Annotated in this window: 27 protein-coding genes; 12 read left to right on the top strand and 15 right to left on the bottom strand. The window is 50.2% G+C overall.

Annotation, left to right across the window (positions count from 1 at the left end):
- Positions 1 to 116: 116 nt before the first annotated feature.
- On the bottom strand, positions 117 to 647 hold the full coding sequence (locus tag EDM55_RS13075) for a GNAT family N-acetyltransferase (protein WP_122960515.1): 531 nt from the start codon (positions 645 to 647) through the stop codon (positions 117 to 119).
- Positions 648 to 835: 188 nt separating this feature from the next.
- Between EDM55_RS13075 and EDM55_RS13070 the strand changes: the two genes are divergently transcribed.
- Positions 836 to 2,002: an MFS transporter gene (locus EDM55_RS13070; protein ID WP_092268024.1), complete on the top strand. Its 1,167-nt coding sequence runs from the start codon at positions 836 to 838 to the stop codon at positions 2,000 to 2,002.
- 66 nt (positions 2,003 to 2,068) lie between these two features.
- Here EDM55_RS13070 and EDM55_RS13065 read toward each other — a convergent pair whose 3' ends face one another.
- Both EDM55_RS13065 and EDM55_RS13060 read right to left on the bottom strand, forming a co-directional pair.
- Positions 2,069 to 2,863: a DUF817 domain-containing protein gene (locus EDM55_RS13065; protein WP_092268025.1), complete on the bottom strand. Its 795-nt coding sequence runs from the start codon at positions 2,861 to 2,863 to the stop codon at positions 2,069 to 2,071.
- Complete coding sequence (locus EDM55_RS13060; protein WP_092268026.1) at positions 2,860 to 3,705, bottom strand: sulfurtransferase; 846 nt, start codon at positions 3,703 to 3,705, stop codon at positions 2,860 to 2,862. Before EDM55_RS13060 ends, EDM55_RS13065 begins: the two co-directional genes overlap by 4 nt.
- A 97-nt stretch (positions 3,706 to 3,802) precedes the next feature.
- On the opposite strand from EDM55_RS13060, the gene EDM55_RS13055 reads away from it, so the two are divergent.
- Positions 3,803 to 4,375 (top strand): DUF502 domain-containing protein, encoded by a 573-nt coding sequence (locus EDM55_RS13055; RefSeq protein ID WP_092268027.1) that lies wholly within the window; start codon positions 3,803 to 3,805, stop codon positions 4,373 to 4,375.
- 127 nt (positions 4,376 to 4,502) lie between these two features.
- On the opposite strand, the gene EDM55_RS13050 is transcribed toward EDM55_RS13055, so the two are convergent.
- The 3 genes from EDM55_RS13050 to EDM55_RS13035 form a co-directional block, all read right to left on the bottom strand.
- On the bottom strand, positions 4,503 to 5,294 hold the full coding sequence (locus tag EDM55_RS13050) for a DUF2935 domain-containing protein (protein ID WP_092268028.1): 792 nt from the start codon (positions 5,292 to 5,294) through the stop codon (positions 4,503 to 4,505).
- 227 nt (positions 5,295 to 5,521) lie between these two features.
- Entirely contained in the window at positions 5,522 to 5,767 is a 246-nt protein-coding gene (locus EDM55_RS13040; protein ID WP_092268029.1) for a hypothetical protein, read from the bottom strand.
- 69 nt (positions 5,768 to 5,836) lie between these two features.
- Positions 5,837 to 6,280: a DUF2621 domain-containing protein gene (locus EDM55_RS13035; RefSeq protein WP_122960513.1), complete on the bottom strand. Its 444-nt coding sequence runs from the start codon at positions 6,278 to 6,280 to the stop codon at positions 5,837 to 5,839.
- A 178-nt stretch (positions 6,281 to 6,458) separates the two neighbouring features.
- On the opposite strand from EDM55_RS13035, the gene EDM55_RS13030 reads away from it, so the two are divergent.
- Positions 6,459 to 6,833, top strand: coding sequence for an ATPase (locus EDM55_RS13030; RefSeq protein ID WP_092268031.1), 375 nt, complete (start codon positions 6,459 to 6,461; stop codon positions 6,831 to 6,833).
- Between the two features lie 59 nt (positions 6,834 to 6,892).
- Complete coding sequence (locus EDM55_RS13025) at positions 6,893 to 7,852, top strand: tetratricopeptide repeat protein (protein WP_122960512.1); 960 nt, start codon at positions 6,893 to 6,895, stop codon at positions 7,850 to 7,852.
- A 164-nt stretch (positions 7,853 to 8,016) separates the two neighbouring features.
- Here EDM55_RS13025 and EDM55_RS13020 read toward each other — a convergent pair whose 3' ends face one another.
- Genes EDM55_RS13020 through EDM55_RS13010 form a run of 3 tightly spaced genes read right to left on the bottom strand, consistent with a single transcriptional unit; the run spans position 8,017 to position 10,606 of the window.
- Positions 8,017 to 8,823, bottom strand: coding sequence for an ABC transporter permease (locus EDM55_RS13020; protein ID WP_092268033.1), 807 nt, complete (start codon positions 8,821 to 8,823; stop codon positions 8,017 to 8,019).
- Positions 8,804 to 9,607, bottom strand: a complete 804-nt coding sequence (locus tag EDM55_RS13015; RefSeq protein WP_092268034.1) for an ABC transporter ATP-binding protein — start codon at positions 9,605 to 9,607, stop codon at positions 8,804 to 8,806. Before EDM55_RS13015 ends, EDM55_RS13020 begins: the two co-directional genes overlap by 20 nt.
- 6 nt (positions 9,608 to 9,613) lie before the next feature.
- Positions 9,614 to 10,606 (bottom strand): ABC transporter substrate-binding protein, encoded by a 993-nt coding sequence (locus tag EDM55_RS13010; protein ID WP_122960511.1) that lies wholly within the window; start codon positions 10,604 to 10,606, stop codon positions 9,614 to 9,616.
- Between the two features lie 140 nt (positions 10,607 to 10,746).
- On the opposite strand from EDM55_RS13010, the gene rnz reads away from it, so the two are divergent.
- From rnz to EDM55_RS12990, 4 genes are all read left to right on the top strand, one after another.
- Positions 10,747 to 11,724 (top strand): ribonuclease Z, encoded by a 978-nt coding sequence (gene rnz / locus EDM55_RS13005; protein WP_122960510.1) that lies wholly within the window; start codon positions 10,747 to 10,749, stop codon positions 11,722 to 11,724.
- 27 nt (positions 11,725 to 11,751) lie between these two features.
- Positions 11,752 to 11,979: a hypothetical protein gene (locus EDM55_RS13000; RefSeq protein ID WP_092268037.1), complete on the top strand. Its 228-nt coding sequence runs from the start codon at positions 11,752 to 11,754 to the stop codon at positions 11,977 to 11,979.
- An 89-nt stretch (positions 11,980 to 12,068) separates the two neighbouring features.
- Entirely contained in the window at positions 12,069 to 12,692 is a 624-nt protein-coding gene (locus EDM55_RS12995; RefSeq protein ID WP_092268210.1) for a YczE/YyaS/YitT family protein, read from the top strand.
- A 119-nt stretch (positions 12,693 to 12,811) separates the two neighbouring features.
- Positions 12,812 to 12,904 (top strand): sporulation protein YjcZ, encoded by a 93-nt coding sequence (locus EDM55_RS12990; RefSeq protein ID WP_236707873.1) that lies wholly within the window; start codon positions 12,812 to 12,814, stop codon positions 12,902 to 12,904.
- Positions 12,905 to 12,978: 74 nt separating this feature from the next.
- On the opposite strand, the gene EDM55_RS31445 is transcribed toward EDM55_RS12990, so the two are convergent.
- Together EDM55_RS31445 and EDM55_RS12985 are read right to left on the bottom strand one after the other, a co-directional pair.
- Positions 12,979 to 13,098 carry a hypothetical protein gene (locus EDM55_RS31445; protein WP_373863266.1) on the bottom strand — a complete coding sequence of 40 codons (120 nt, stop codon included), beginning with the start codon at positions 13,096 to 13,098 and terminating at the stop codon, positions 12,979 to 12,981.
- A gap of 70 nt (positions 13,099 to 13,168) precedes the next feature.
- Positions 13,169 to 13,426: a stage VI sporulation protein F gene (locus EDM55_RS12985; RefSeq protein ID WP_092268039.1), complete on the bottom strand. Its 258-nt coding sequence runs from the start codon at positions 13,424 to 13,426 to the stop codon at positions 13,169 to 13,171.
- Positions 13,427 to 13,616: 190 nt separating this feature from the next.
- Between EDM55_RS12985 and EDM55_RS12980 the strand changes: the two genes are divergently transcribed.
- Positions 13,617 to 14,540, top strand: coding sequence for a S8 family peptidase (locus tag EDM55_RS12980; RefSeq protein ID WP_092268040.1), 924 nt, complete (start codon positions 13,617 to 13,619; stop codon positions 14,538 to 14,540).
- Between the two features lie 103 nt (positions 14,541 to 14,643).
- Here the strand turns inward: EDM55_RS12980 and EDM55_RS12975 are convergent, their stop codons facing one another.
- The gene (locus EDM55_RS12975; RefSeq protein ID WP_373863265.1) at positions 14,644 to 14,901 is read right to left on the bottom strand and encodes a hypothetical protein; all 258 of its coding nucleotides are present in this window, start codon (positions 14,899 to 14,901) and stop codon (positions 14,644 to 14,646) included.
- A 141-nt stretch (positions 14,902 to 15,042) separates the two neighbouring features.
- Here EDM55_RS12975 and EDM55_RS12970 point away from each other — a divergent pair, with 141 nt between their 5' ends.
- Entirely contained in the window at positions 15,043 to 15,501 is a 459-nt protein-coding gene (locus tag EDM55_RS12970; protein WP_092268042.1) for a DUF188 domain-containing protein, read from the top strand.
- Positions 15,498 to 16,166 (top strand): phosphatase PAP2 family protein, encoded by a 669-nt coding sequence (locus EDM55_RS12965; RefSeq protein WP_122960509.1) that lies wholly within the window; start codon positions 15,498 to 15,500, stop codon positions 16,164 to 16,166. Before EDM55_RS12970 ends, EDM55_RS12965 begins: the two co-directional genes overlap by 4 nt.
- Positions 16,167 to 16,168: 2 nt before the next feature.
- On the opposite strand, the gene EDM55_RS12960 is transcribed toward EDM55_RS12965, so the two are convergent.
- Positions 16,169 to 17,050 carry a LysR family transcriptional regulator gene (locus EDM55_RS12960; RefSeq protein ID WP_092268044.1) on the bottom strand — a complete coding sequence of 294 codons (882 nt, stop codon included), beginning with the start codon at positions 17,048 to 17,050 and terminating at the stop codon, positions 16,169 to 16,171.
- A gap of 133 nt (positions 17,051 to 17,183) precedes the next feature.
- On the opposite strand from EDM55_RS12960, the gene EDM55_RS12955 reads away from it, so the two are divergent.
- Complete coding sequence (locus EDM55_RS12955) at positions 17,184 to 18,401, top strand: MDR family MFS transporter (protein ID WP_174769255.1); 1,218 nt, start codon at positions 17,184 to 17,186, stop codon at positions 18,399 to 18,401.
- A gap of 317 nt (positions 18,402 to 18,718) precedes the next feature.
- Here EDM55_RS12955 and EDM55_RS12950 read toward each other — a convergent pair whose 3' ends face one another.
- Both EDM55_RS12950 and EDM55_RS12945 read right to left on the bottom strand, forming a co-directional pair.
- Positions 18,719 to 20,122, bottom strand: coding sequence for an amino acid permease (locus EDM55_RS12950; RefSeq protein WP_122960507.1), 1,404 nt, complete (start codon positions 20,120 to 20,122; stop codon positions 18,719 to 18,721).
- A 212-nt stretch (positions 20,123 to 20,334) separates the two neighbouring features.
- A complete protein-coding gene (locus tag EDM55_RS12945; RefSeq protein ID WP_246070816.1) occupies positions 20,335 to 21,675 on the bottom strand; it encodes a sigma-54 interaction domain-containing protein in 1,341 nt (446 codons plus the stop codon).
- Positions 21,676 to 21,855: the final 180 nt, after the last annotated feature.

Below are 21,855 nucleotides of genomic sequence, written 5' to 3'. Positions count from 1 at the left end.
GAAACCAGGGAGGAGCCTATGCAAAAAGCTGCCCGACATTCACTTGCTCGAATAATACAGAACGAGGCAGGCTCATCCGCTTCACTAACAGCACAAATCACCTAGCATGATACTTTCTAGACAGTGGTGCTGGCAGGAGAAGCGTCGTAGACGAACAGCCTTAACAGTTCAGTATCATTCGGCATTTGGATCAGACGTTCAAACCGCAGGCCGAGCTTTTCCAGCAAACGGCCAGACGAGTGGTTGTCTTGCGTCGTAATAGCGACCACTCTGGTTAGACCGAGAGTTTCCTTCGCGTATTGCATGACGGCGGATGCTGCTTCGTACGCATAGCCTTTGGAGCGATAGTCAGGAAGGAAAGCGAAGCCGATATCGACATCCTCCAGCCCCTCTCTTTTGACCAGGCCACACATGCCTAGCAGAGTGTGGTCTTCTTTGCGTTCCACAAGATAAAAGCCAAATCCGTCTCTTTCATATGATTTGATAGCGCCATTGGCAATGTAGGAGCGCGCATCATCGAGTGTCCGAACACCACGATCGCCGATAAACTGCAGCCAGGCTGGGTCGTTTACCAGCTCGAGTATAAAGGGGGCATCGTCCAGTGTCTGGTAGCGAAGATGGAGGCGTTCGGTTTCCAGTACGATCAAGCAGATCACATCCTTTCAGAAATGCAGAAGTTGATGTCTTTGACATACCTGGCAGAAATTCCTTTATCGTTCCATCATTTCTTTTTTTGGTCACATGTTAAAATATCAACCCCGTTATCCTATTTGGACGACTCCCCTCATATACTGGGACAAAGGTCTGTAACACCCAAGGAGAGGAGGAGAATGCCTTGAGGGTTCTCCTGTTTGTCGTGTTGTTCCTCGTTTCATTTGACATGCACGCACAGACGCCGCTATTGGCGCCGTACTTAAACATCCTGGGAGTCTCAGCAGCCATGATTGGCTTTGTTCTGGGGGGATATGCCATCAGCAATCTGACCGGAAATCTGCTGGCTGGACCCTTTTTGGATCGATACCCGAAAAAGTGGTTCATCTCTGGGGGATTGATGCTAGCAGGGGTCATGCTGATTGGTCAAGGGGTCGTACAGCACACAGGAGGATTTTTTGCCTTTCGTCTCATGCTCGGCTTTTTGATGGCCTTCGTTTCCCCGGCCTGCTCGGCATTGCTTGGTGAGACAGGCAAGACTGCTGTCGAGCAAGGAAAAATCATGGGCAACAAAGGACTGGTGCTTACGTCGGCAGGGATTGTATCGCCTGCGGTGGGCAGTTTTTTGGCTGTCCAATTTGGCTATAGTCAATCCTTCATCATCTTGGGCTATATCATGCTGATCGCAGGTGTATTTGCCGGATTGGTTTTGCCAGCCAGGGTACCCGGCAGTCTAATTGAGCCAAGCAGTTCCGCCGCTGCCGCTAAAAAGAAGCCGGGTGGGAAAGGGACTTTAACGCATGTCCTGGAAAATCGGTTACTGTATCCCGCATTTCTAGGTGGCTTTGCGATCATCTACGCGCAAGGGACGATTATTTATGAGGTTCCGCTATTGATCCAGAAGCAAGGACTTTCACCTGCTGTCACTGGAGTTCTCTTCAGCCTGAAAGGGCTGGGGGCACTGGCCATCCTCGTACAATTCTGGTTGTACAAGGTATCCATTGAGCAACGTGCGTTTGCAGGACTAGCCGTATTGAGTCTGCTGCTGTACACGATGGCGATCGGGGTAGCCATCCCACTCCAGATCATGATGTTTTTGCTGGGAGCCTGCTTTGGAATGCTGTTCCCGGCATTTGCGACGATGCTTACCGTACATTCTCCGCGAGAGCTGTACGGCAGTGTATTTAGCATCTATTCGGCGATCCTCTCCATGGGAGCGGTGCTGAGTCCCATTATTGCTGGTTTGATTGGCAACTGGCACCACTCGTATTTCATCGCCTTTTTCGTGACGGCAGGGGTATGCTTGGCTGGAGGGATTCACCGGCTCATTCTCAGTGGAGTCACCCGATAGCACTGCATAAAAAGAAAAGGCATTCCCAGGTCAGACGGGGAATGCCTTTGCCATGCAGTTCGATGGCTAACGCTGCTTCGATTTGGGGTTGCCTTGCGTAATCCGGCTTTTCACATGCTTGAGCTGGGCCACGATAATGAAGCTGACAATGACCAGCAAAAACCACGAGCTGATCTTGCTGAGGTGGACGATTTCCCAACCATTTCGCTGGTTCGGGTAGTACCAGGCGCCAAAAAACGTAGCGATATTTTCGGCGATCCAGATGAAGAACCCGATCAGAAAATAAGCGAGGGGAAGAGGCATCCACAGCCGCTCCTCCGCGACGCGAAAATGGACTCGCGAGCGCCAAAAGACGACGAAGATCGCAGCCATCAGGTACCAGCGAATATCCACCCAGAAGTGATGGACAAAGAAATTGAGATAAATCGCGGCTCCGAGTAGAACAGCTAACCAAGGAGCAGGCCATGCTGTCAGGGATACGTCCAGACGACGCCAAGCCTGGCATAAATAGCTCGCGACACTCGCATACATAAAACCGCTGTACAGCGGAACGCCGAATATTTTGCTGTAAGCCTCTTCAGGGTAACCCCACGAGCCCATATGCACTTTGAATATTTCCAATGCCAAGCCGATCAGGTGAAAAACGGTAATCACTTTTAGCTCGTCTTTGGTTTCCAGACCGCTTTTCACCATGACGACCTGAAACAGCAGGCAAAGGATAAGCAAAAGATCGTATCTGCCCAGACCGGGTATCGTCACGAACATGGACAAGGCGAGTGACGCGAAGATAAATACTGGAAACAGACAGGACATAGCCTCCTGGTAGCCAAAGTGCAGCAGGAGGCGAAAGGCACGAATCACTCTTTGATCTCGTCAGCTGGAGTAGGGCCGACTGCAACAGGCAAATCGTAGGAGCTCCAATCGCTCCAGCTGCCTGCGTAAAGCTTCACATCTGTGCGACCAGCAGCATGCAGGGCGAGCAGGTTCGTGCATGCGGTCACACCGGATCCGCAGTAGACGATGACTTCCTGATCGGCAAAGGGAGCGACTCGCTCCTGCAGTTTGTCAATCGGCAGCATGGTCATATCCGAACCAAGGTTGTCCTTGTAGAAGAAATGACGAGCGCCCGGGATATGGCCTGCTTTCGGGTCGAGTGGCTCCACTTCGCCTCGATAGCGTTCACCGGCGCGGGAGTCGAGCAGGATGGTTTCCGGATTTCTTTCGCGAACGCCACTGATATCGACGAGCATTTCGGAGCGTACATGTGGCGTGAAGGTGCGCGGAGTCGGTGTGCGAACCTCTGCCGTAACCGCATAGCCTGCGTTTTTCCAAGCGGCATAGCCACCGTTGAGAACAGCGGTTTTATCGTGCCCCAAATAACGCAGGAGCCACCAGAGGCGACCCGCCATCGCCATTTCCTGATCGTCGTAGGCGATTACCGTTGTCTGTTCATCAATGCCGTTTTGAGAGAGGAACGCAGCAAATGTTTCAGGTTCAGGCAGGGGATGGCGACCGCCATGCTCCGCTTTCGGGCCGGAAAGATCGCGGTTTAGATGGAAGTAGAGAGCGCCTGGAATATGATCCTGCTCAAAGCTTTCAGAACCTGCTTCTGCGAGGCTCAGATTGAAACGGCAGTCTACGATGACGATCTGGTCGTCGTGAAGATGCTCGTGCAGCCATTGCGGTGAGACGAGTGCTTGCATGAATCTCCCTACTTTCACTTTTTTCCCTTCATCATAGCAGAAGAGCAACTAGATAGGGTACAATATTCTGGTTAGTTTGTGGGGAAGGAGCCAAGTCATGAGACGTTTTATTCGATATTTCCTGGAGGGCTTGCTGTACGTCATTCCGCTAGCCGTCACGATCTATATTTTGTATACGATTTTTGTCACGGTAGATAGCTGGCTTGGCCTGGGAATCCCTGGTGTGGGGTTTGTTCTGACCATCGTAGGTATTACTGTCATCGGTTTTCTCGCATCTAACGTGCTGACACGAGGGGTGTTGTCACTCGTATCCAAAGTATTTGAGAAAGTCCCTTTCATCAAATTGATCTACACATCCATCAAGGATCTGATCGGGGCATTCGTGGGCGAGAAGAAAAGCTTTGACAAGCCGGTCTTGGTCACGCTCTCCAAGGAGGGCAGTGCGAAAGCAATCGGTTTTATCACAAAGGAAAGCATGGAAGCATACGGCTTGGAAGACCATGTAGCCGTCTATCTGCCGCAGTCGTACAATTTTGCGGGGAATCTTTTGCTGTTTCCGAGCGAGCAGGTTCAGCCGCTCGATGTAGAAAGCTCGGAAGCGATGGCGTTTCTCGTGTCGGGCGGGGTTTCAGGAAAGGCAGAGAATGCAGCGAAAAAGCCGATCTCCTAAAATAAGGAGCATCGGCTTTTATTCGTTTCCCCGTCGAACTCGTTTTTATGATCCCGTGCAGGCTCGATTTCGATTGAAAATGTGCGGGAGTGCTTACTTGTGGGTTAGCATGTGCGTCCGATCTTTGCTAACGAGCCTTTGTTAAAGCATGATCGAACGAATCTAGTATCTCTAAGAAATGGGATGCTTCACGGAACACGTGGTCAGCCAATAGAGGAGGGATGATGCTTTTGATTCTGCATGCCTCGATTAATTCGTGGGCAGTCTTCTTGAAATCGCGTAGCTGGCGAACAGAAACGCGGTTTTGATCAACAAACTGGTCGAGGAGTGGCTGAGTTTGGGATTGAGGTCGCATTGAGTCGAGATCTATGGCTTGGAACAGCAGCTGGTCAAAGTCATGACTGAAATCTCGTGCCTGCTCTACCAGCTTTCTTTCCGAGGGGTCAAGGAGATGGTTAATAAACTTAGCATGATCGGCCATGATTCGCAGGAAGAACACGTTTTCATTAATAACGGCGTCTGGCAAAGCGTCAAGCGTTCCTGTATTGAGCTGCTCCAGACGTTTCATGAAATAGTTCGCTTCCCTGCTTACATGATCGACAAGCAACGGAAAATTATTGCCCAGTATTTTGCAGTGAAGGATGAGGCCGAGTACCTTTCGTTTAAAGGCCCAAATATGGCATACTGCCTGATGAACGATATTGTTAAATTCGTAGATCGTTTGTGGATCAGAATCAGCGGAGTAGGAATGGGAGCGGTTTTCAATATCCTCAAAGACCCTGTAAAACCGATCAGCCTCGTTTATCAATTGTGTATCGTCGCAATTAAATCCTAATTTCAGAAAGAGAGAATGCTCTTTCATGATTCGCGACCAGAAACGTATCTCTTCTAAAGACCTCACGACAAATTGGTCAGCCATACATACCTCCTATTGTATTTTATCCAAAGCTCGTTTAAGAATTATTGGATGTTTATTTTGGATGACGCTTCTTCCACGCGGGATACTCTGTATTTCTATGTGTTTACCCATCTCGATGAATAGGCAATAACTTAATATTTTGGCATGAGGTAGCCCAATTTTATGTGGAGCATGAAAAAAGCTGCCCCTCAAAGAGATTTCACTCTTCAAAGGACAGCCTTCTTAGATCAGCTGCTGAAAAATCCACTGTGACTGCTATGCTTTCTGCGGTAATGATGATGCCCATATGATTTATGTCCATGTGACCAAAATGGGCCGCGGCGCTTGTAATCACTGCTGCTGTAGTGCCGGTAGTGTCTCCCACCCATGTTCCAGAGGAAGCTTGCCCCTTTTTTCAGTAGAACTACGACAATAACGGCAGCGATAATGAAAAGCACCAGCCCGATACCCAATATTGTAAGAATGACTGTCATCCGCATCTTCTCCTTGGCGATGAATCTACCATGTAATACGGATGAGTGGGTGAGTGGTTTCAAAAACGATCAGCTCTCGACGTTCAGGTAATGTTCATAGCGCTTGTAGTCGATCTGCTTGTCCTTCAAGTGCAAGATCAGAAATTTATGGTCTCGTTTTGGCGTTGCTAGGATATAACCTTTGACAATCAGGTCGATGTTGATAGAAGAAGCTTTTTCCTCCAAAGCGAGCTGGCCGATTTTTCCCGCGATCGTGCGTCTAGCCACGTCACGGAATAACTGAGGGACAGGATCGACTAGTTCGTTGAGCAGGGTGAGTCCATCCTCTGTCCAGAGAGAGCGAGTCTGATCGATGTAATAGTCTTGCCAGTCCAGATCGGATTTGCCGTCTTTTTTCGGCATTGATTTTAAAAATTTGCGGAACATGAAATAGCCGCCGATCCCCATTAAACCCACGAGAAGAACGGACCAGCCGACGATAAACAGGGAAAACCCTGTAGACATTTGTGACATGCTTCGGCACCTCGTTAAGCGTACTTTTTACAGGAAAATGTTTGCTAATAGAAGTTTACCGTATTTTTGGCACGGCAACAAACTTTTTATGCAAATGCCCATCCTGCCGGTTTGCTCTTCCCAAGAACACATACAATTTAGTATGATTAGAATTAATCTTTTTAGGGAGTTGACGCTCATGTTCAAGCTAGGACAACGCGTCGTCATTGTTGCCGACTCCTTTGAGCAAGGCTTGCCATTGGGCGAATACGGTTACTTGATCGCACGCGACCGGAATCCTGACAGTGCGTTTGCTTGGGTGGTTCGCATACCAAAAATAGATAAGCAGTACCCCGTTGTTGAAGAGGACATCGCCCTCGAGGCGAAGCTGCTTGAAGAAGAGGCAGAGAGGATCTCACGAGAAGCGCTGCTCGACTTTGCTCTGGCTACGCGCAACGAGGCCCTTTTCCGTCAACTGGTGGGCTTGCAGGATGAAGAAGAGGCAAATGACGAACCTGTAAAGGAATCAGTAGAGGATTTTATTCGTAAAGTAAATATGAAGGCTTGGATTTAAAACCAGGGAGCGACAGCTTCTTGAAACAATTGCAGAGGAAATGAAAGCGAGGCCGTTACATGTCTGAATTTGTGTCGTTTACCAATGAGTTTGGTCAAACCATCGATATGTCCCGAGAGGACTACCAGAAAAAAGTGATCCCCCATAACTTGGACATGTACTGGGACAATAAAGAAAAGCTTCGCGATTTTGCGATGGAATTGGTGAAGGAGCAATTTCATGAGCAGGCAGCCGTTGCGGCCAACCGACTTTTGGAATTGTACGGTCCGATTGAGTCTGCGCTCATTTTTCGTGCAGTCGTCCATATGCAGGCGAGGGAGTTTGATCGGGCAAAAGCGATCTTGAGTGATTGCCTCGAGCGCTTTCCTTCGTCCGGCACAGCTTGTACGAACCTGGCAAAAATCTATGCCTATGAAGGCGATGAAGCCAAAGCGTTTGAAACGCTGAATACAGGTCTGCATAAAGACCCGAATCAGGAAAACGGCTTGAATATGTATGTGGAAAGCTTCCTGCAATCGGGCCGAAAAGAAGAGCTGAGACAGCAGCTCGAGACGCTATCTGGCAAAGAAGGCGCCTGGCGTCCACAGTTGCACCTGGCGAGATTGGCATTGACCGAAGAGAACCTTTTGAAAGCCATGCATTGGTATACGCTGGCCATTGAAGGTGCCAAGGATCGATTTGAAGTCGTAATGACTGTGACCGGTGAGCTCGGACAAGCTGGCTACGTCTATCAGCTGATCCAGATTTGCGAAAAGTTTTGGACTCCGGATTTCCCGTTCCCGTATGCTGGATTCAACTATGCCAATGCGCTCATTGCAACGGACCAGAAGGAAAAGGCTATCGCCATTCTCCGCAACATGCAGGAGAAGCTGGCAGACAACTACAAGCCAATGGTCGATCATTTCCTCTTGCGCGTACCTGGCGCCCAGGAAGTGGAAGCAGCGGCGGCAGCAAAAGTGGCACAAAGCCAACCTGCTGATGCCGGCACCAAAAAAAGCTGGTGGAAAATCTGGAAATAGCAAAAAGCAATCAGAACGCCCGCGCCATGTGTCCGGGCGTTTTTTGTTTTCGGGATGCAGGTGTGTTAGATGCAGGAGAAACGTTTGCCAATCGTACTGGAATAAGAAAAAAGCGGGCTGGCTCTCATCCCGGAAGAACCAGCGCCGCTGTTTGGTGTTGCCATCTATTTAAACTGGCTGGTGAGCCGCCTTTCCAGGTACGCGACGCCTTGGTACATCAAGGTTGCGACGACTGCAATGATGGCGAGGCTCATCATGACCAGGGTGAAATTAAAGACTTGGAAGCCGTAAATGATCAGGTATCCCAGCCCCTGCTGAGAGACGAGGAATTCTCCCACGATGACCCCTACCCAAGAGAGGCCGACGTTTACCTTCAGTGTAGCGAGGATCGTAGGGATGGTGGAGGGGAGGATAACCATCGAGAAAATTTGCCGCTTGCTCCCACCCAAGGTTTGCACGACTTTCACATAATTCGGATTCACTTCTTTGAAGCTGGTGTAGATGTTGATGGTGGTAATGATCACGGAGATTGCGCAGCCCATGGCAATCACAGAGAACAGTCCCGGCCCGAAGCTGACAATAAAAACCGGGCCCAGCGCAACCTTTGGCATGCTATTGGCGATGACGAGGTACGGCTCCAGTACGCGGGAGAGGAAAGGCGACCACCAAATAACGGCGGCGATCAAGGTCCCGAGCAGAGTGCCGAGCAGAAAGCCTACGATCGTCTCCCAGACCGTCATGCCTACGTGGGGGAGAAGGCTGCCATCCATGAGTCTCGACCAGAATTCTGTCACGACTTTGGATGGGTAGCTGAAAATGAGCGAGTTGATCGTATTCGTCCGTGCGAGCAGCTCCCATAATCCGATGAAAGCGATGAACAGCAGAAGCTGTGTGGAAAGCACCCAGGATCGTGAGCGGGCTTCTTGCTTTAAGAACTTTCGATGGGCGGATTCAATGTCCTTTTGCTGCATCAGAAACCACCTCCATCTCTTTCCAGACATGGTGGAACAGATCCTGGAATCCGTCCTGATTTCGTGCGTCAAACGGGATTGCATTGCGGATGTGCGCGGGTATATGGACCTCGCTGTTGATCCGGCCTGGATTGCGGGAGAGGACATAAACCCGGTCACCCATCGCGATAGATTCGGAGAGGTCGTGTGTGACGAGTACGGCGGTCTTTTTGTGCCTGCGAAGAGTTGTGAATATCAGGTCCTCGAGCTTGAGCTTGGTTTGATAATCCAGGGCAGAGAAGGGTTCATCCAGGAGCAGGACGTCTGGCTGACAGGCCAGCGTACGCACGAGAGCAACCCGCTGTCTCATCCCGCCAGACAGCTGCATCGGAGACGATTTACGTACGTCGATCAGCTCCATCTCCTCGAGCAAATGGAGGGCGTATGCTTCGTTTTCTTTGGTCCGCAGCCCTTGAATATCCAGTCCGAGAAAGACATTGTCTTCGATGCTGCGCCAGTTGAAAAGGTAATCCTGCTGGAGCATGTAGCCGACCTGCCGGGAGGTGCCTGAAACCGGATTTCCGTCGATCAGGACCTTTCCTGCCGTAGGCCGCTCCAGTCCGGCCATGATGGAAAGCAATGTCGTCTTTCCACAGCCGCTCGGGCCAACCAAGCAGATGAACTCGCCTTCCTCCACGCGCAGGTTGATATCCCTGACCGCCATGAATGCCCGGGTAGCGGATAGGTAGAGATGGGTCACGTGGCCGAGTTCTATTTTGGCCGGCGTTGAAGGAGTCTGGTTCATCCTCGCCTACTTCCCTTCTTTAGCAGCTTTGGCAAAGGTGGTGTTGACCAGTTTGGTGTAATCCGCGCGCTGCTTTAGTTCTCCTGCTTTGTCCATGATGTCCTGGAGCTGGTTCCACTCTGCTTCATCCAGGATGGGGTCTGTGGCGTAGGAGCCCTGCTCCAGGTAACGTTTGACGGCGCTCTCCAGAATATCGGGCTGGATGGTGTCAAAGTATTTGGCGATCACGGCAGCCGTTTCCTGAGGTGTGTGGCTGGCAACCCATTGTTGCCCTTTGTAGACGGCATTGGTAAACTTTTGGATAGTAGCGGAATTGCTGTCGATATAGCTTTGCTTCGTCATGAAGACTGTGTACGGAACCGTCCCGCTTTCTTTTCCGAACGAAGCGACGACGTGACCGATCCCTTCTTGTTCAAAGCGGGAGGCTTCTGGCTCAAACAGCTGTACATACTCGCCAGTCCCGGAAGCGAAAGAGGCAGCTATATTTTTGAATTCAATGTTTTGGATGAGCTCAAGGTCGCTCTGTGGATTGATATTGTGCTGCTTGAGCACGTACTCGCCAACCATTTGCGGCATGCCGCCTTTGCGTTGACCCAGGAAGACTTTCCCTTTCAACTGGTCAAAGGAGAAATTGTCCACTTTGTTGCGAGCGACGAGGAAAGTGCCGTCTGTCTGTGTGAGCTGGGCGAAATTCACAACCGGATCTGCAGCGCCCTGCTGGGCTACGTAGATGCTGGTTTCAGATCCCACGAGTGCGACTTCGATTCCGCCAGAGAGAAGTGCAGACATGACTTTGTCCCCGCCAGGAATCGTAGACAGCTCGACGTCGAGTCCTTCCTCTTTGAAAAATCCTTTTTCGATGGCGACGTACTGAGGCGCGTAAAAGAGCGAACGCGTCACTTCGCCAATCCGTATTTTTTCCGGGGCACTCGAGCATCCGGCCAATAGAGCCATGACGGCCAGGCCGGCGGCAAGACCCATAGAGATGAGTCGTTTCATTATCAGGAGTCCCTCCTTGCTAGGCTGTTGTTTGATGTAGCGTATGCGCCCATGGAAAAAAGGGTGAATGCCCATAGAGACTGACAGGCACGCCCAAGAGGCAGGAGTGGAAGTAGAGCCAAAAAGGAGATGCACAGGACGTGATCGTAACATTTTTGGGAACAGGTTCGGGCGCACCTACCACACGCCGCAATGTCAGTGGTATTGGGCTTCGTTTTTTGCAAGCGGGCAAGTGGTGGCTATTCGACTGCGGAGAAGGGACCCAGCATCAGCTCCTCCGATCCCCTATGAAAATCAGTCAGCTGGATAAAATTTTTATTACGCATTTGCACGGAGATCATTTGTACGGTTTGATCGGGCTGTTGGCGAGCCGGTCGCTGCGAAATGGCGAAGCCGCCCCTTTGGAGCTATACGGTCCGCCGGGACTGGATCGTTATTTTCGTGCGGTGATGGACACAAGTCCGGTTCATCTGCAATACCCGCTGGAGCTCAAGATTGTGAGGGATGGCGTGGTTTACGAGGATGAGGAGGTCATCGTCACGTGCCGTTTGGCCAAGCATCGCGTTCCTTCATTTGCGTATGCCATCCAAGAAAAGGACAAACCGGGCGCGTTCCAGGTCGAGCGAGCCAAAGAGGCAGGTGTGCCATTTGGGCCGTTGTATGGTGCTCTGAAGCGAGGAGAGGAAGTGACGCTTGCGGATGGCACCATTTTGGCTGGAAAGGATTTTGTAGGAGAGCCGCAGCCAGGGCGAAAGATTGTGTTTAGCGGTGATACCGAGCCTTGTACAGCGGTACGGGAGCTGGCAGAAGGCGCGGATTTGCTGGTGCACGAGGCGACGTATGCACAGCGGGACAAGGAGCTGGCAGTACGCAGCGGCCATTCGACGGCGCAGGAAGCTGCTGAGCTCGCGAGGCAAGCTTCTGTGAACCAGCTTTGTCTGACCCACTTCAGTCCGCGCTATGAGGATGAGGAGGGCGATTTCACCATGGAGGATCTCTTGGCAGAAGCACAAGCCATCCATCCGAGTACTGTATTGGCTGCGGACTTCATGGATGTACCGGTCAAACGGGTGCGAAAAACGATGGGAGAATCGACAGATCCTTGTTATAATGAGTGATCAATTGCGTACGAAAAGAGGGAGAGCATGAAACGGATCGTCTTTGCGACACCCGAAGAGTTGATTCAGCATTGTGAAAACGAACAAGTTAGTCTCGTCGTGGAGTACCGGGATGAAGCGGGCAAACAGCGTCAGGTTGTCCTGGCAGGGGAGCGGCTGCCCGAAGCGAAAACGTACATCGAATCTCCAAAGGCGGAGGCGTACTACCGAAAAGACGGCGTGTTCTATGAAGTAGTGGCCAGCTGGAAGCCGTAAGACAAACGATAGAGAGAGCCGAATTGGCAAAAGCAGGAGAGGATAGGTGAGTGGCAGTGGCGGGTTTACGGATCAGCAGGCCGATTACCATGCGCTATGTCATGTTTATTTTGGGTCTGTTTATCGGGGCCTTTGGATGTGTCTTGACGATTAAGGCAAATATGGGTGTTGCCCCCTGGGATACCTTTCACATTGGGCTGCAGAGGACGTTCGGGCTTACCATCGGCATTTGGTCGCAAATTGTGGGAGTCATCGTCATTTTATCCTCGTATGTAGTGGCTAAAATCAGACCGAACTTTGCCATGTTTTTAAATATGATTTGCTTCGGGAGTTTTCTGGACTGGATCTTGTGGATGGATATCGTTCCCGAGCCTCAGGCTTTTGTCACGAGGCTGCTGATGTTTTTGCTGGGCGTCATCGTAATGGCGATCGGGATAGGGATGTATATCTCTCCACGGCTGGGAGCGGGTCCACGGGATAGCTTCATGCTTGCCATGAACGAGCGGATGGGGTGGAGCATTCAAAAAGTCAGACTGATTATTGAAGTCACTGTACTCATCGCAGGTGCCGCACTGGGTGGTCCGGTATCAATCGGAACCGTACTGATCGCATTGCTCACAGGCCCGATGATCCAGCGCACCATTCCGTTTTGGGAAATGGTCATGAAGAAGCAGTACAATTTGCCAGAGCCTGTCAAACGCCAAGCAAGCTAGAGAAATCGAGGTTCGAAAAACGTTTTTGAGAAATATAGTCAAAAATGGGCCATGGTCCAATCAACGCTAGCCTCTCGCACATACCCTATGATTAGTTGCCGATGAAGGAGGGAAAGCGAATGAGCGGATTCAACGGATTTGGCTTCGACGACTTTGCTTTGGTATTGGTGTTATTCGTACTGCTGACGATCGTTGCGTGTGCCTGCGATTAAGTTCGCGTGATCTGATTCTTGGATAGCAAGAGGGAGAGCTGAGAGGCTCTCCCTTTTGCTTTTTCGGGAAAGTCCTACTCGACATCGGCCTCTTTTTGAATGTGATATTTGGCTAGGCGACGGACAAGCATCGAGTGGGTAATACCAAGGGAACGAGCAGCTTTCCTGGTAGATTTTTGCTGGCGATAGCCCAATTCGGATCGATTAGCTCGTCCACCCCTACACAAGGCTACGCCTGCTTTCGGCGCAGCCAAGCTCGCTCGTTTATCCCAAGGCGTCGTGTACCTGTTTTTTTACGCTGGAAATCTGTTTGTCACTCAGCTGGATTCCTACGGCTTTGCTGACTTTCTTGATCAACTTTTTCAGCTTTTCGTCGTCCTTCAAGTCTTTTTTCGAGTAATCTTTCGCGAGTGCTTTGATGTCGCTCATCTTCCATTTTTTCTTGCTCTTTTTGTTGATCTTTTTCAGGATATCGTTTGGTTTTCCTTTGAGCTTGCTGACTTTGATTTTCTTTTTGGCCATCGCGTCATCGCTCCTCTCCAGGATAGAACAATTTCGTCCTATGCAGTTATATGGGAAAAGCGGATAGTCTGCTTGGACAGATGGACTAGACCAATCGCCTATTTTAGCAAGCCTGTGTGTATGCCCAAACCCACCCACCACAAGCGATCATAGGATGTTGTCAGGGCATGCATGACAGGAGGCTAGAAGTGTGAAAATTATCAGCTTTCACCGGAAGACGCCATTCCGTGATATTTTGGAAGACCTACAGGCACACGTCACCGAGCAGAAGGAAAGGCAGGTTTGGCGCTGCTTTGATGATTTGTCCTGCCTGTGCGTGACAGAGCAGATCTACCAGAGGCACAAAGCGCATTTTAGCCGCTATCCCGCCACAGTCGAGGAAGATGTGATCGTAAGCGTCCATTCCGAGGAGGAAATTCCGTGGGGCGTCCGCTATGTCGGAGCAGAGCGGCTATGGCGGAGAGGAAAAGGAACGGGGGTCAAAATTGCCGTCATCGATACGGGAATCTCCCGGGATCATTTTGAATTGAAGGATCAGATCAAGGGCGGAATCAACTTCGTGACGGGAAGGCAAAACGGTCATGGAACGCACGTGGCAGGCATTATCGTGGCGGAAATGAATCAGCGTGGTATCGTCGGTGTATCGCCAGAAGCACATCTGTATGATGTGCGCGCTTTTGGCGAGGACGGAAAATCATCGTTGGGGACGATCCTGCGGGCGATCAACTGGTCCATTGAAAACAAAATGGACATCATCAATATGAGCTTTGGCATGCCGCAATACAGTGAAGCCTTGGCCAGGGCAGTCGAGCGGGCAAACAAGCAGGGCATCATCATGGTGGCTTCGGCAGGCAACAACGGGGGTGAAGTGGAGTATCCGGCGAGGTACAAAGGAGTCGTCGGCGTAAGTGCAATTGATCAAAACGGAAAGCTGGCCGATTTTAGCTCGCGTGGCAAAGGAGCAAACACGAAGGCACCTGGTGTAGACATCTTATCGACGTGGCCGGGAAATCAATTCAAAACGTTGAACGGGACTTCCATGGCGGCACCCCACGTTACTGGCCTCAAAGCACTCGAGCTTTCGCGTTCGAAAAGGCGAAAGCAACAGGTGTAAGCAAAAGAGCTGTGTACATATTGCACAGCATTTCCCAAAAAACAAGCATGAAAAAGCCCTGGGATGATCTCCCGGGGCTTTGCTGTTAGGTGCTTTCACGACATTATTGATGGACTTTGGTGTCATGATCTTGCTGGACACGGAACCATATATTAAGATCATTAATGACACTGGCTAATTCGTGAATTTCGCTGTTCAGCTCGCATGATCGAATGAAGTTTTCTTCTTCGGACATCTGTTTTGTCTTTTCGATGATGACCGTTTCGATCCGGATAATTTGGTCGGGAATCGTAGCGCGGATTTCCTCCCACTCCAACAAAATGTCGGCTCGCTCTTCTGTCGAGTACGACTCCCACTCCATATCCAAAGCGGGGAGTCGAATACCAAGTCGTTCGTCTAGGATAAAATGATTGCGCAAAGATTCGTTCACTCCTCTCCAAGACCATCATACCAAATTTGGCTCGGAACGGGGAGAAAAAAGCTCACGAAAGGGTGGATGTCCATGCATGAGTTGCGCGTGCTGATTGATGCAGATGCCTGTCCACGCCAAGCCTTGGCGATCGCGCAGGGCCTGTGCAGGGAGTTTGGCTGGAACTGTTTTACATACGCGAGCTTCAACCACCAGCTGCGTGGAGAAAACCATATCACCGTTGATGCGGGACCACAAGCGGTGGACATGAAGCTGGCAAATGATACACGAGCAGGAGATATTGTCGTCACACAGGACATAGGGCTGGCAGCCTTGATTCTGGGAAAGAAGGCTGCATCGCTGACACCGCACGGAACGATCTTTGATCCGGAACGCATCGCGTTTCACTTGGAGGAACGAAATGAAAAAGCCCGTTTTCGCCGCGGAGGTGGCCGGACAAGGGGACCTGCGGCTCGCACTCGTGAAGACGACCAGAAATTTGAAGAGGCGTTGCGTTTCTTAATGAAAAAAAGGGAGGGGGAATCGGATTGATCCAGTCGAAGAGAGGGGCAGGGCTAATCGCCATTGCGGTCGTTTTTGCAGCCATTTCCGCAGCGATGATTGGTCTGTTCCTGACAGGAAGAGTAAGGGGAATGGACGATTCAGGCTTTGCTGCAGCAGCCTTTGTGCGCACAGAGGAATGGACTTCTTTTTTTCACGTTTTCACTTATTTGGGAAGTGCAGTAGTACTCGCTCCTTTAGGGGTCACTTTTATCGTATTCCTCTTTGTAAAAAGGTGGAAGGCGGAAGCCATAGTCCTACTGCTGGTGCTCGGGGGCGGCGAGCTTCTGAACGAAATCATGAAGGCCATTTTTGCCAGACCGCGCCCGACAGACTTTCACTTAATTCCACTGCCTGAGTCTTTTTCGTTTCCGAGTGGGCATGCCATGATTGCTCCCGCCTTTTACTGCATGCTCGCTTTCTTCATCAGTCGCTGGCAAGAGAAAAAGGGCTGGGCTGTTTTCGTACAGCCGCTGATGCTTGCGCTGGTTGTCCTGTTGTCCGTTAGCCGGGTATATTTGGGCGTGCATTTTCTAAGTGACGTCGTGACGGGCTTTTGTCTGGCCATGTGTGGCTATTGCTTTGTTCGCTACGGCTATGAGCGGCATCTGGAGAGAAAACGCGACACCGTACAGCCTGTTGTACCGACGAGGTAGGGCTACGTGGAATATCCCAATTCTTTCATTAAACCCAGCCATTTCTCTACGCTGGGTTTGTTCTTTTTTTCGCGCGGTAGGACGATGTAAGCGGAGCGCTTCGGCGGTTTGTTGCCGCTGATTTCAATTTCAATCAGCTCGCCAGCTGCCAAATCTGCCTTTACGGCCGAACGCGTCATCAGACTCACTCCCAGGCCTTCCTTGATCAGATCAATGGCCAATTCCGCTTTGTCCACCGTCAGCTTCGGTACGTAATTCCTAGGGAGTGTCTGACGAATCCATTCGTTAAAAGGTGGGCCCCAGCTCATGTGGATGAGCGGTAGTCGGCGCAGCTCGCGGGAATCGATTTTCGGCGCCGTGATGTAGGTACAGCCGGGGCGGCTGACGAGGACGACTTCATCCTCCCAGGTGGGGATTACCTCAAAGTTCGGCAGAGATGGCGGCACGTATACAATCCCGATCTGAATCACGTTGTCGAGTAAATACTGAATGACATCCGAGGAGTGTCCCGTTTTTGTACTGATGGCAATTTGCGGGTACCGGTAGTGATATTCTTTGAGGATCGGCTCTAGAGTCGAGGTCCAGATTGCGTTCAGACTGCCGATCGATAAATAGTCCTCATAAGGCTGCAGGGAGGCGACCTCATTGAGTGCCTCATGGGAAAGCTTCAAGATTCGTTCAGCATACGGCAGCAGCGTCAGTCCGGCCTGTGTGATTTCCACACTTCGTTTATCCCGAATAAAGAGGGGTTTTCCTACTTTTTCTTCCAGTTGCTTGATGCGCATGGTCACGGTAGACTGAACAAGATGGAGCATTTCTGCAGCTTTTGTAAAGTTTTTTGTCTGTGCTAGCGTGTAAAATGCGCGTAATTGTTCAAAGTCCATAAAGTAAAACCCTCTTATCTAAATATTTGATTACCATATACAAAATTGTTCGTTTCTCAAATTATACCCTGTTCTTTAAGCTGAGAATATCCCTATTTCAAGCATTCTAAAGGGAAGAACGAGGGGTATTTCGATGAAGCGGGAAATCTGGAGGGAAACACCGTTTGGCGTAAAGCTGCTGTTGTCCACCTCTTTCATGATGAACCTAGGTTTTTATGCATTAATCCCGTATCTTACACTGTATTTGACTGGCAGTATCGGTTGGGCGTTGGCAATGGCCGGATTGGTCTTGAGTGTCCGACAATTTGCCCAGCAAGGATTGGCTTTTATTGGCGGAGTCGCTGCTGATGCATTTGGATATAAAGGAACCATGGTCCTTGGGATGGCCGTGCGTGCAATCGGGTTTGCCATGTTCGCGTTTTGTACGGAGACATGGCAGTTTTTTGTGGCCGCGATCTTGTCCGGCTTGGGGGGAGCCTTGTTCGATCCGGCAGGGTCTGCTGCTTTTGCCGTACTGACACCGGAAGCCATCCGTAAAGAAGTATTTGCTTTTCGCAATGTTTTGACCAATATTGGCGTCGTAGGGTCACAAATCATCGGCACTGCCCTGTCTGCTGTCGATTTCACGTATTTGTCTCTCTTTGCAGGAGCTGTCTTTGGAATTTGTGCTTTGGTGTCCTTTTTCCTCTTGCCTCCAATTGCTGCTACAAGTACGCGTCACAGTATGTGGGAGAGCATGGTTCACGTTTTGAAGGATCGGCAGTTTGTCCGTTTCACGGCCATTCTGATGGGGTACTACTATTTAAGTAATCAAATTTTCTTGACGATTCCGTTGTTGGTGGAAAATGTAACGCACAACAAAGGGGACGTAGGGATTGTCTTATCGGCAGTTTCGGTATCTGTCATCCTGCTGCAGATGAAGGTCAGTCAGTGGATGGAGGGTTTTTCTCAGCGATTGACGCTGATCGGCGTTGGCACGCTGATCATGGGGACTGGACTGTTCATGCTGACGTTTGCGAGCTCGTTGTGGATGCTACTGCTCGATGTGTTCCTCTATGCGCTCGGAACCATGATCGCGGTACCCAATCTGGTGGATGTCGTTCCGCGTTTTGCCCCGCGAGACCTGGTGGGAGCTTATTACGGCTTTAACGGGTATTCGATCGCTGTCGGCGGCTCTGTAGGGCAGATTGCCGGAGGGTGGGTCTATGACCAGTCTATCCAGCTAGAAGCGACGTGGCTGCCGTGGACAATCTGTCTTTTGGTTGGGGTTCTGGTGGCGTGGATGCTGTATCAAATGGAACATAGCACAGGAAAAATTGGCAAAGATTACGCGAAAATCGCTCGGTCATAAGAAGGCAGGCAGTATTCACATCTGTCACAAAAAAATTTGGGCTCTTTTTGAAACATTTTCCATTCGTGGTACGTATATAACGATAGAGATGATTGGAGCTAGAAAGTGAGGGAATGTTTCATGGAAGATATGAAGAAGCTGAAACGCATGCTGCTGGTCACGAGTTCCCTAGGATTTGCTGTCTTTGCAATGGTAGTCGTTACCGAAATCGTACGCATTTCCTTGTAGTTTAAAAACAAACATACGTGTCATAAAGAACGAAAAGCTTGCATGCCCGATTGAGAGGGCTGCAAGCTTTTCTTTTTCCACGGGAAAACCTATGCTGCGTTCTTTTGCAAAGGCTCGAGCTTCTTTTTGAAGTGCAGCTGGTACACGATAATCGCGACGATCATGAAAGGAACACCGCAATAAAGAGCGATTCGCTGCTCAGGATCAAACGCTAAGCTGACGAGTACGGTCAGGTTTAGAATCAGCGACAGGAGCGGAACGATCGGATACAGGGGAGTGCGGAATTTCAGATCCTCGAGCTGGCCGCCGTTTTTCAGGTAATGACGTCGGAAAGCGAGCTGAGAAGCAGAGATCGAGATCCAGCCTACCTGGGCACCGAGCCCGGCAATGGACAACAGAACCATGAATACCGTGTCCTCTGCAAAAAATCCGGACAAGAGAGACAGAAGCGCGATGACGAATGTAATGAGCAGGGCGTTCATCGGGATGCCTTTTTTGTTGACCGCTGCAAGCTTTTCGGACGCCATCCCTTCTTTTGACAAAGCGAAAAGCATGCGAGTCGCTGCGTACAAGCCGGAGTTGGCAACGGACAAGAGGGCAGTCAGGACGACGAAGTTCATAATATCCGCTGCATACGGAATCCCGATGCTGTCAAAGACGACGACAAAGGGGCTCTCCACGACTCCTGCTTGCTCGTGAGGAATCATTCCTGCCAAGATAAAGATCGCAAGGACAAAGAAAACCAGCGTGCGCCATACCGTGTTGCGAATGGACTTCGGAATCGTTTTTTCCGGTTCTTTGCTTTCACCGGCGGCGATCCCGATCAGCTCCGTTCCTTGAAACGAGAAGTTCACGGTAATCATCGTCATCAACAAGCCTGTAATTCCGTGCGGGAGCAAAGAGCTTGTGGCAAAGTTGGAAAACATCGGTGCAGGCTGACCATTTTTCAAGTCAATCAGGCCGAACATCGCCGCGCCACCCAAAATGATGAACAGAATGATGGCGCTTACTTTAATGCTGGAAAACCAAAACTCTGTTTCGCCAAAAGCACGGGCAGATAAAGCGTTAAGCAGGAACAACACACCGCCAAAGAGGGCGCACCACATCCAGACAGGGGAGTCTGGAAACCAGCGCTGCATCAGAAGACCGGATGACAAAAGCTCCAAAGCAACTGTGACAGCCCAGCCTAACCAGTAAAGCCAGCCGACGCCAAAGCCGAGAGAGGGACTCACAAAGCGGGTCATATACGTCTGAAAGGATCCGGAAACCGGCATGGCAACGGTAAGCTCACCGAGGCAGAGCATGGTCAAGTACATAATAAAACCACCGACCAAGAAGGAGAGAATCGTCCCAACCGGTCCAGCTTGGCTAAGCGTATATCCTGAACCGAGGAACAGGCCAGTACCAATGACACCGCCCAAGGAAATCATGAATAGATGCCGGCTGTTCATACTGCGTTTGAGTTCGTGCTGTTGATCGTTGTGTGTGGTCATGTAGTCGACTCCTTCGTGCAAAATATAGGCTAGATGAATGCGTTTTCAGGATTCTGATATGTTCTGCAAGAATGATACCAAATAAAATAAGCAGAAAATTCATGGTTTCGTCAACCTTATAACGAAGGAGTGCAATAATAATTTGCAGTTTTGTGCAAAATAATTAAAAAATACGCCAATATTTTTGGCGTATTTACAATCGCTATGCTGTTTTAACCTCTGATTCCCAGTTTGCGCAGGCGGTACTGAAGGCTCTGTCGGCTGATTTGCAATTCTTTGGCAGCCCGTGAAATATTGCCGTTGTACTTATCGACGACGTGGTGAATATAGGAAGTTTCAAATTCCAGCATCGTTTCCTTTAGCGGCTTTCCTTCTTCTGGAAAAGGGAGAAACGGCTGTTTTTCATGCTCGGCAATGATGGCAGCAGCAGGTGTGCGTCGCAGAAAGTGCAGGGGCAGGTGCTCATACCCAATGATCGTCTCATCGATCATCAAATTCATGGCACCTTCTATTAAATGCTGCAGCTCACGCACATTCCCGGGCCAATCATGCTCGTTGAAAAATTTAATAACCTCGTCGCTCAGACCACGCACTTCCATCTGAAACAGCTGGTTGTACTTCTCCACGAAATGATTGGCTAACAGGGGGATATCTTCTTTTCGATCCCGAAGCGGAGGAATGAACAAGGTGACGACGCCAAGTCTATAGTACAAGTCTTTTCGCAGATGTGAATGCGCAATGGCCTCCACGGGATCCTCATTGATGGCTGCGATGATGCGCACATCGATGGAGCGGTCTTTGGTGTCTCCAATCCTGCGAATGGACTTCTCCTGCAGGGCACGTAACAATTTTGCCTGCAGAGGCATACTAAGCGAGTTGATTTCATCGAGAAAAAGTGTTCCTTTTTCAGCTTGCTCAAACAGCCCTGGGCGCTCGATGGCTCCGGTAAAAGCACCGCGTGCCGTTCCAAACAAAAGGCCCTCGATCAAGCTGTCAGGAAGAGCCGCACAGTTTTGAGAAATAAGGGGCCCGGAAGCGCGCAAACTAGCGTTGTGAATACTTTGTACAAACAGCTCTTTGCCAGCTCCCGTTTCGCCAACGACCAAAACGGAGGAAGAGGTACGGGCGACCCGTTTGGCGCTTTCGATGACATCGAGGATCGCCCCGCTGCTCCCGATGATTTGATCAAAGGTATAGCGAGACCCGTTTTTCTCGAGCAAATTTTCACGAATCAGCCGTTCCATTTTGGTGATGTCGTCCGCTATTTCCATCGCACCCACGATTTTTCCGTTTTCCATGATGGGATACGTATTATTGATCGTTGTGATCTCTTTTTGTTTGTCATTGAAATACGTCTGGCGTGTATTTCGAATGCTTTTTCCTGTATGAAGGCAGGTGAGCAGCGTGCTTTCCTGACCGTCCGGAAAAGCAAAGACCTCAGACAATGGCTTGTGCAGCACATCCTGAATCGTCATGGATTCAAGCTCTGTCATCTTCTGATTGTAGACGATCGTGGTCCCATTCGCGTCAATGACATGGACACCTTCATTCATTCTGTCCAATATTTGTTCGTAAATGCGTAAAAAAGTGTCGAGTGAAGAATGTTGCAGGGGAGACGACACAATTGTTCACCAGCCTTTCCTCGTGAAAGTATCATATCACAGGAAGAGAAGAGTGCAAAATGATTATGCAGGTGCCGAAAAAGTTAAAACAATATGCAAAGGAATTTTGCA

This window comes from Brevibacillus centrosporus, from assembly GCF_003710815.1.
Lineage (GTDB): Bacteria > Bacillota > Bacilli > Brevibacillales > Brevibacillaceae > Brevibacillus > Brevibacillus centrosporus.
Note: the sequence above shows the minus strand (reverse complement) of the source record. Positions and strands in the feature narration are given on the sequence as shown.

What these genes read in the sequence shown, in the direction of transcription:
- EDM55_RS13030 (WP_092268031.1), top strand. Translation starts at nt 6,459, where the DNA reads ATGTTCAAGCTAGGACAACGCGTCGTCATTGTTGCCGACTCCTTTGAG.
- EDM55_RS13015 (WP_092268034.1), bottom strand. Translation starts at nt 9,607, where the DNA reads ATGAACCAGACTCCTTCAACGCCGGCCAAAATAGAACTCGGCCACGTG.
- EDM55_RS12990 (WP_236707873.1), top strand. Translation starts at nt 12,812, where the DNA reads ATGAGCGGATTCAACGGATTTGGCTTCGACGACTTTGCTTTGGTATTG.
- EDM55_RS13025 (WP_122960512.1), top strand. Translation starts at nt 6,893, where the DNA reads ATGTCTGAATTTGTGTCGTTTACCAATGAGTTTGGTCAAACCATCGAT.
- EDM55_RS12995 (WP_092268210.1), top strand. Translation starts at nt 12,069, where the DNA reads ATGCGCTATGTCATGTTTATTTTGGGTCTGTTTATCGGGGCCTTTGGA.
- EDM55_RS12950 (WP_122960507.1), bottom strand. Translation starts at nt 20,122, where the DNA reads ATGACCACACACAACGATCAACAGCACGAACTCAAACGCAGTATGAAC.
- EDM55_RS13040 (WP_092268029.1), bottom strand. Translation starts at nt 5,767, where the DNA reads ATGACAGTCATTCTTACAATATTGGGTATCGGGCTGGTGCTTTTCATT.
- EDM55_RS12985 (WP_092268039.1), bottom strand. Translation starts at nt 13,426, where the DNA reads ATGGCCAAAAAGAAAATCAAAGTCAGCAAGCTCAAAGGAAAACCAAAC.
- EDM55_RS12970 (WP_092268042.1), top strand. Translation starts at nt 15,043, where the DNA reads ATGCATGAGTTGCGCGTGCTGATTGATGCAGATGCCTGTCCACGCCAA.
- EDM55_RS13050 (WP_092268028.1), bottom strand. Translation starts at nt 5,294, where the DNA reads ATGGCTGACCAATTTGTCGTGAGGTCTTTAGAAGAGATACGTTTCTGG.
- EDM55_RS13010 (WP_122960511.1), bottom strand. Translation starts at nt 10,606, where the DNA reads ATGAAACGACTCATCTCTATGGGTCTTGCCGCCGGCCTGGCCGTCATG.
- EDM55_RS13035 (WP_122960513.1), bottom strand. Translation starts at nt 6,280, where the DNA reads ATGTCACAAATGTCTACAGGGTTTTCCCTGTTTATCGTCGGCTGGTCC.
- EDM55_RS13020 (WP_092268033.1), bottom strand. Translation starts at nt 8,823, where the DNA reads ATGCAGCAAAAGGACATTGAATCCGCCCATCGAAAGTTCTTAAAGCAA.
- EDM55_RS13000 (WP_092268037.1), top strand. Translation starts at nt 11,752, where the DNA reads ATGAAACGGATCGTCTTTGCGACACCCGAAGAGTTGATTCAGCATTGT.
- EDM55_RS12945 (WP_246070816.1), bottom strand. Translation starts at nt 21,675, where the DNA reads ATGAATGAAGGTGTCCATGTCATTGACGCGAATGGGACCACGATCGTC.
- EDM55_RS12975 (WP_373863265.1), bottom strand. Translation starts at nt 14,901, where the DNA reads ATGGAGTGGGAGTCGTACTCGACAGAAGAGCGAGCCGACATTTTGTTG.
- EDM55_RS12955 (WP_174769255.1), top strand. Translation starts at nt 17,184, where the DNA reads ATGAAGCGGGAAATCTGGAGGGAAACACCGTTTGGCGTAAAGCTGCTG.
- EDM55_RS13055 (WP_092268027.1), top strand. Translation starts at nt 3,803, where the DNA reads ATGAGACGTTTTATTCGATATTTCCTGGAGGGCTTGCTGTACGTCATT.
- EDM55_RS12960 (WP_092268044.1), bottom strand. Translation starts at nt 17,050, where the DNA reads ATGGACTTTGAACAATTACGCGCATTTTACACGCTAGCACAGACAAAA.
- EDM55_RS13060 (WP_092268026.1), bottom strand. Translation starts at nt 3,705, where the DNA reads ATGCAAGCACTCGTCTCACCGCAATGGCTGCACGAGCATCTTCACGAC.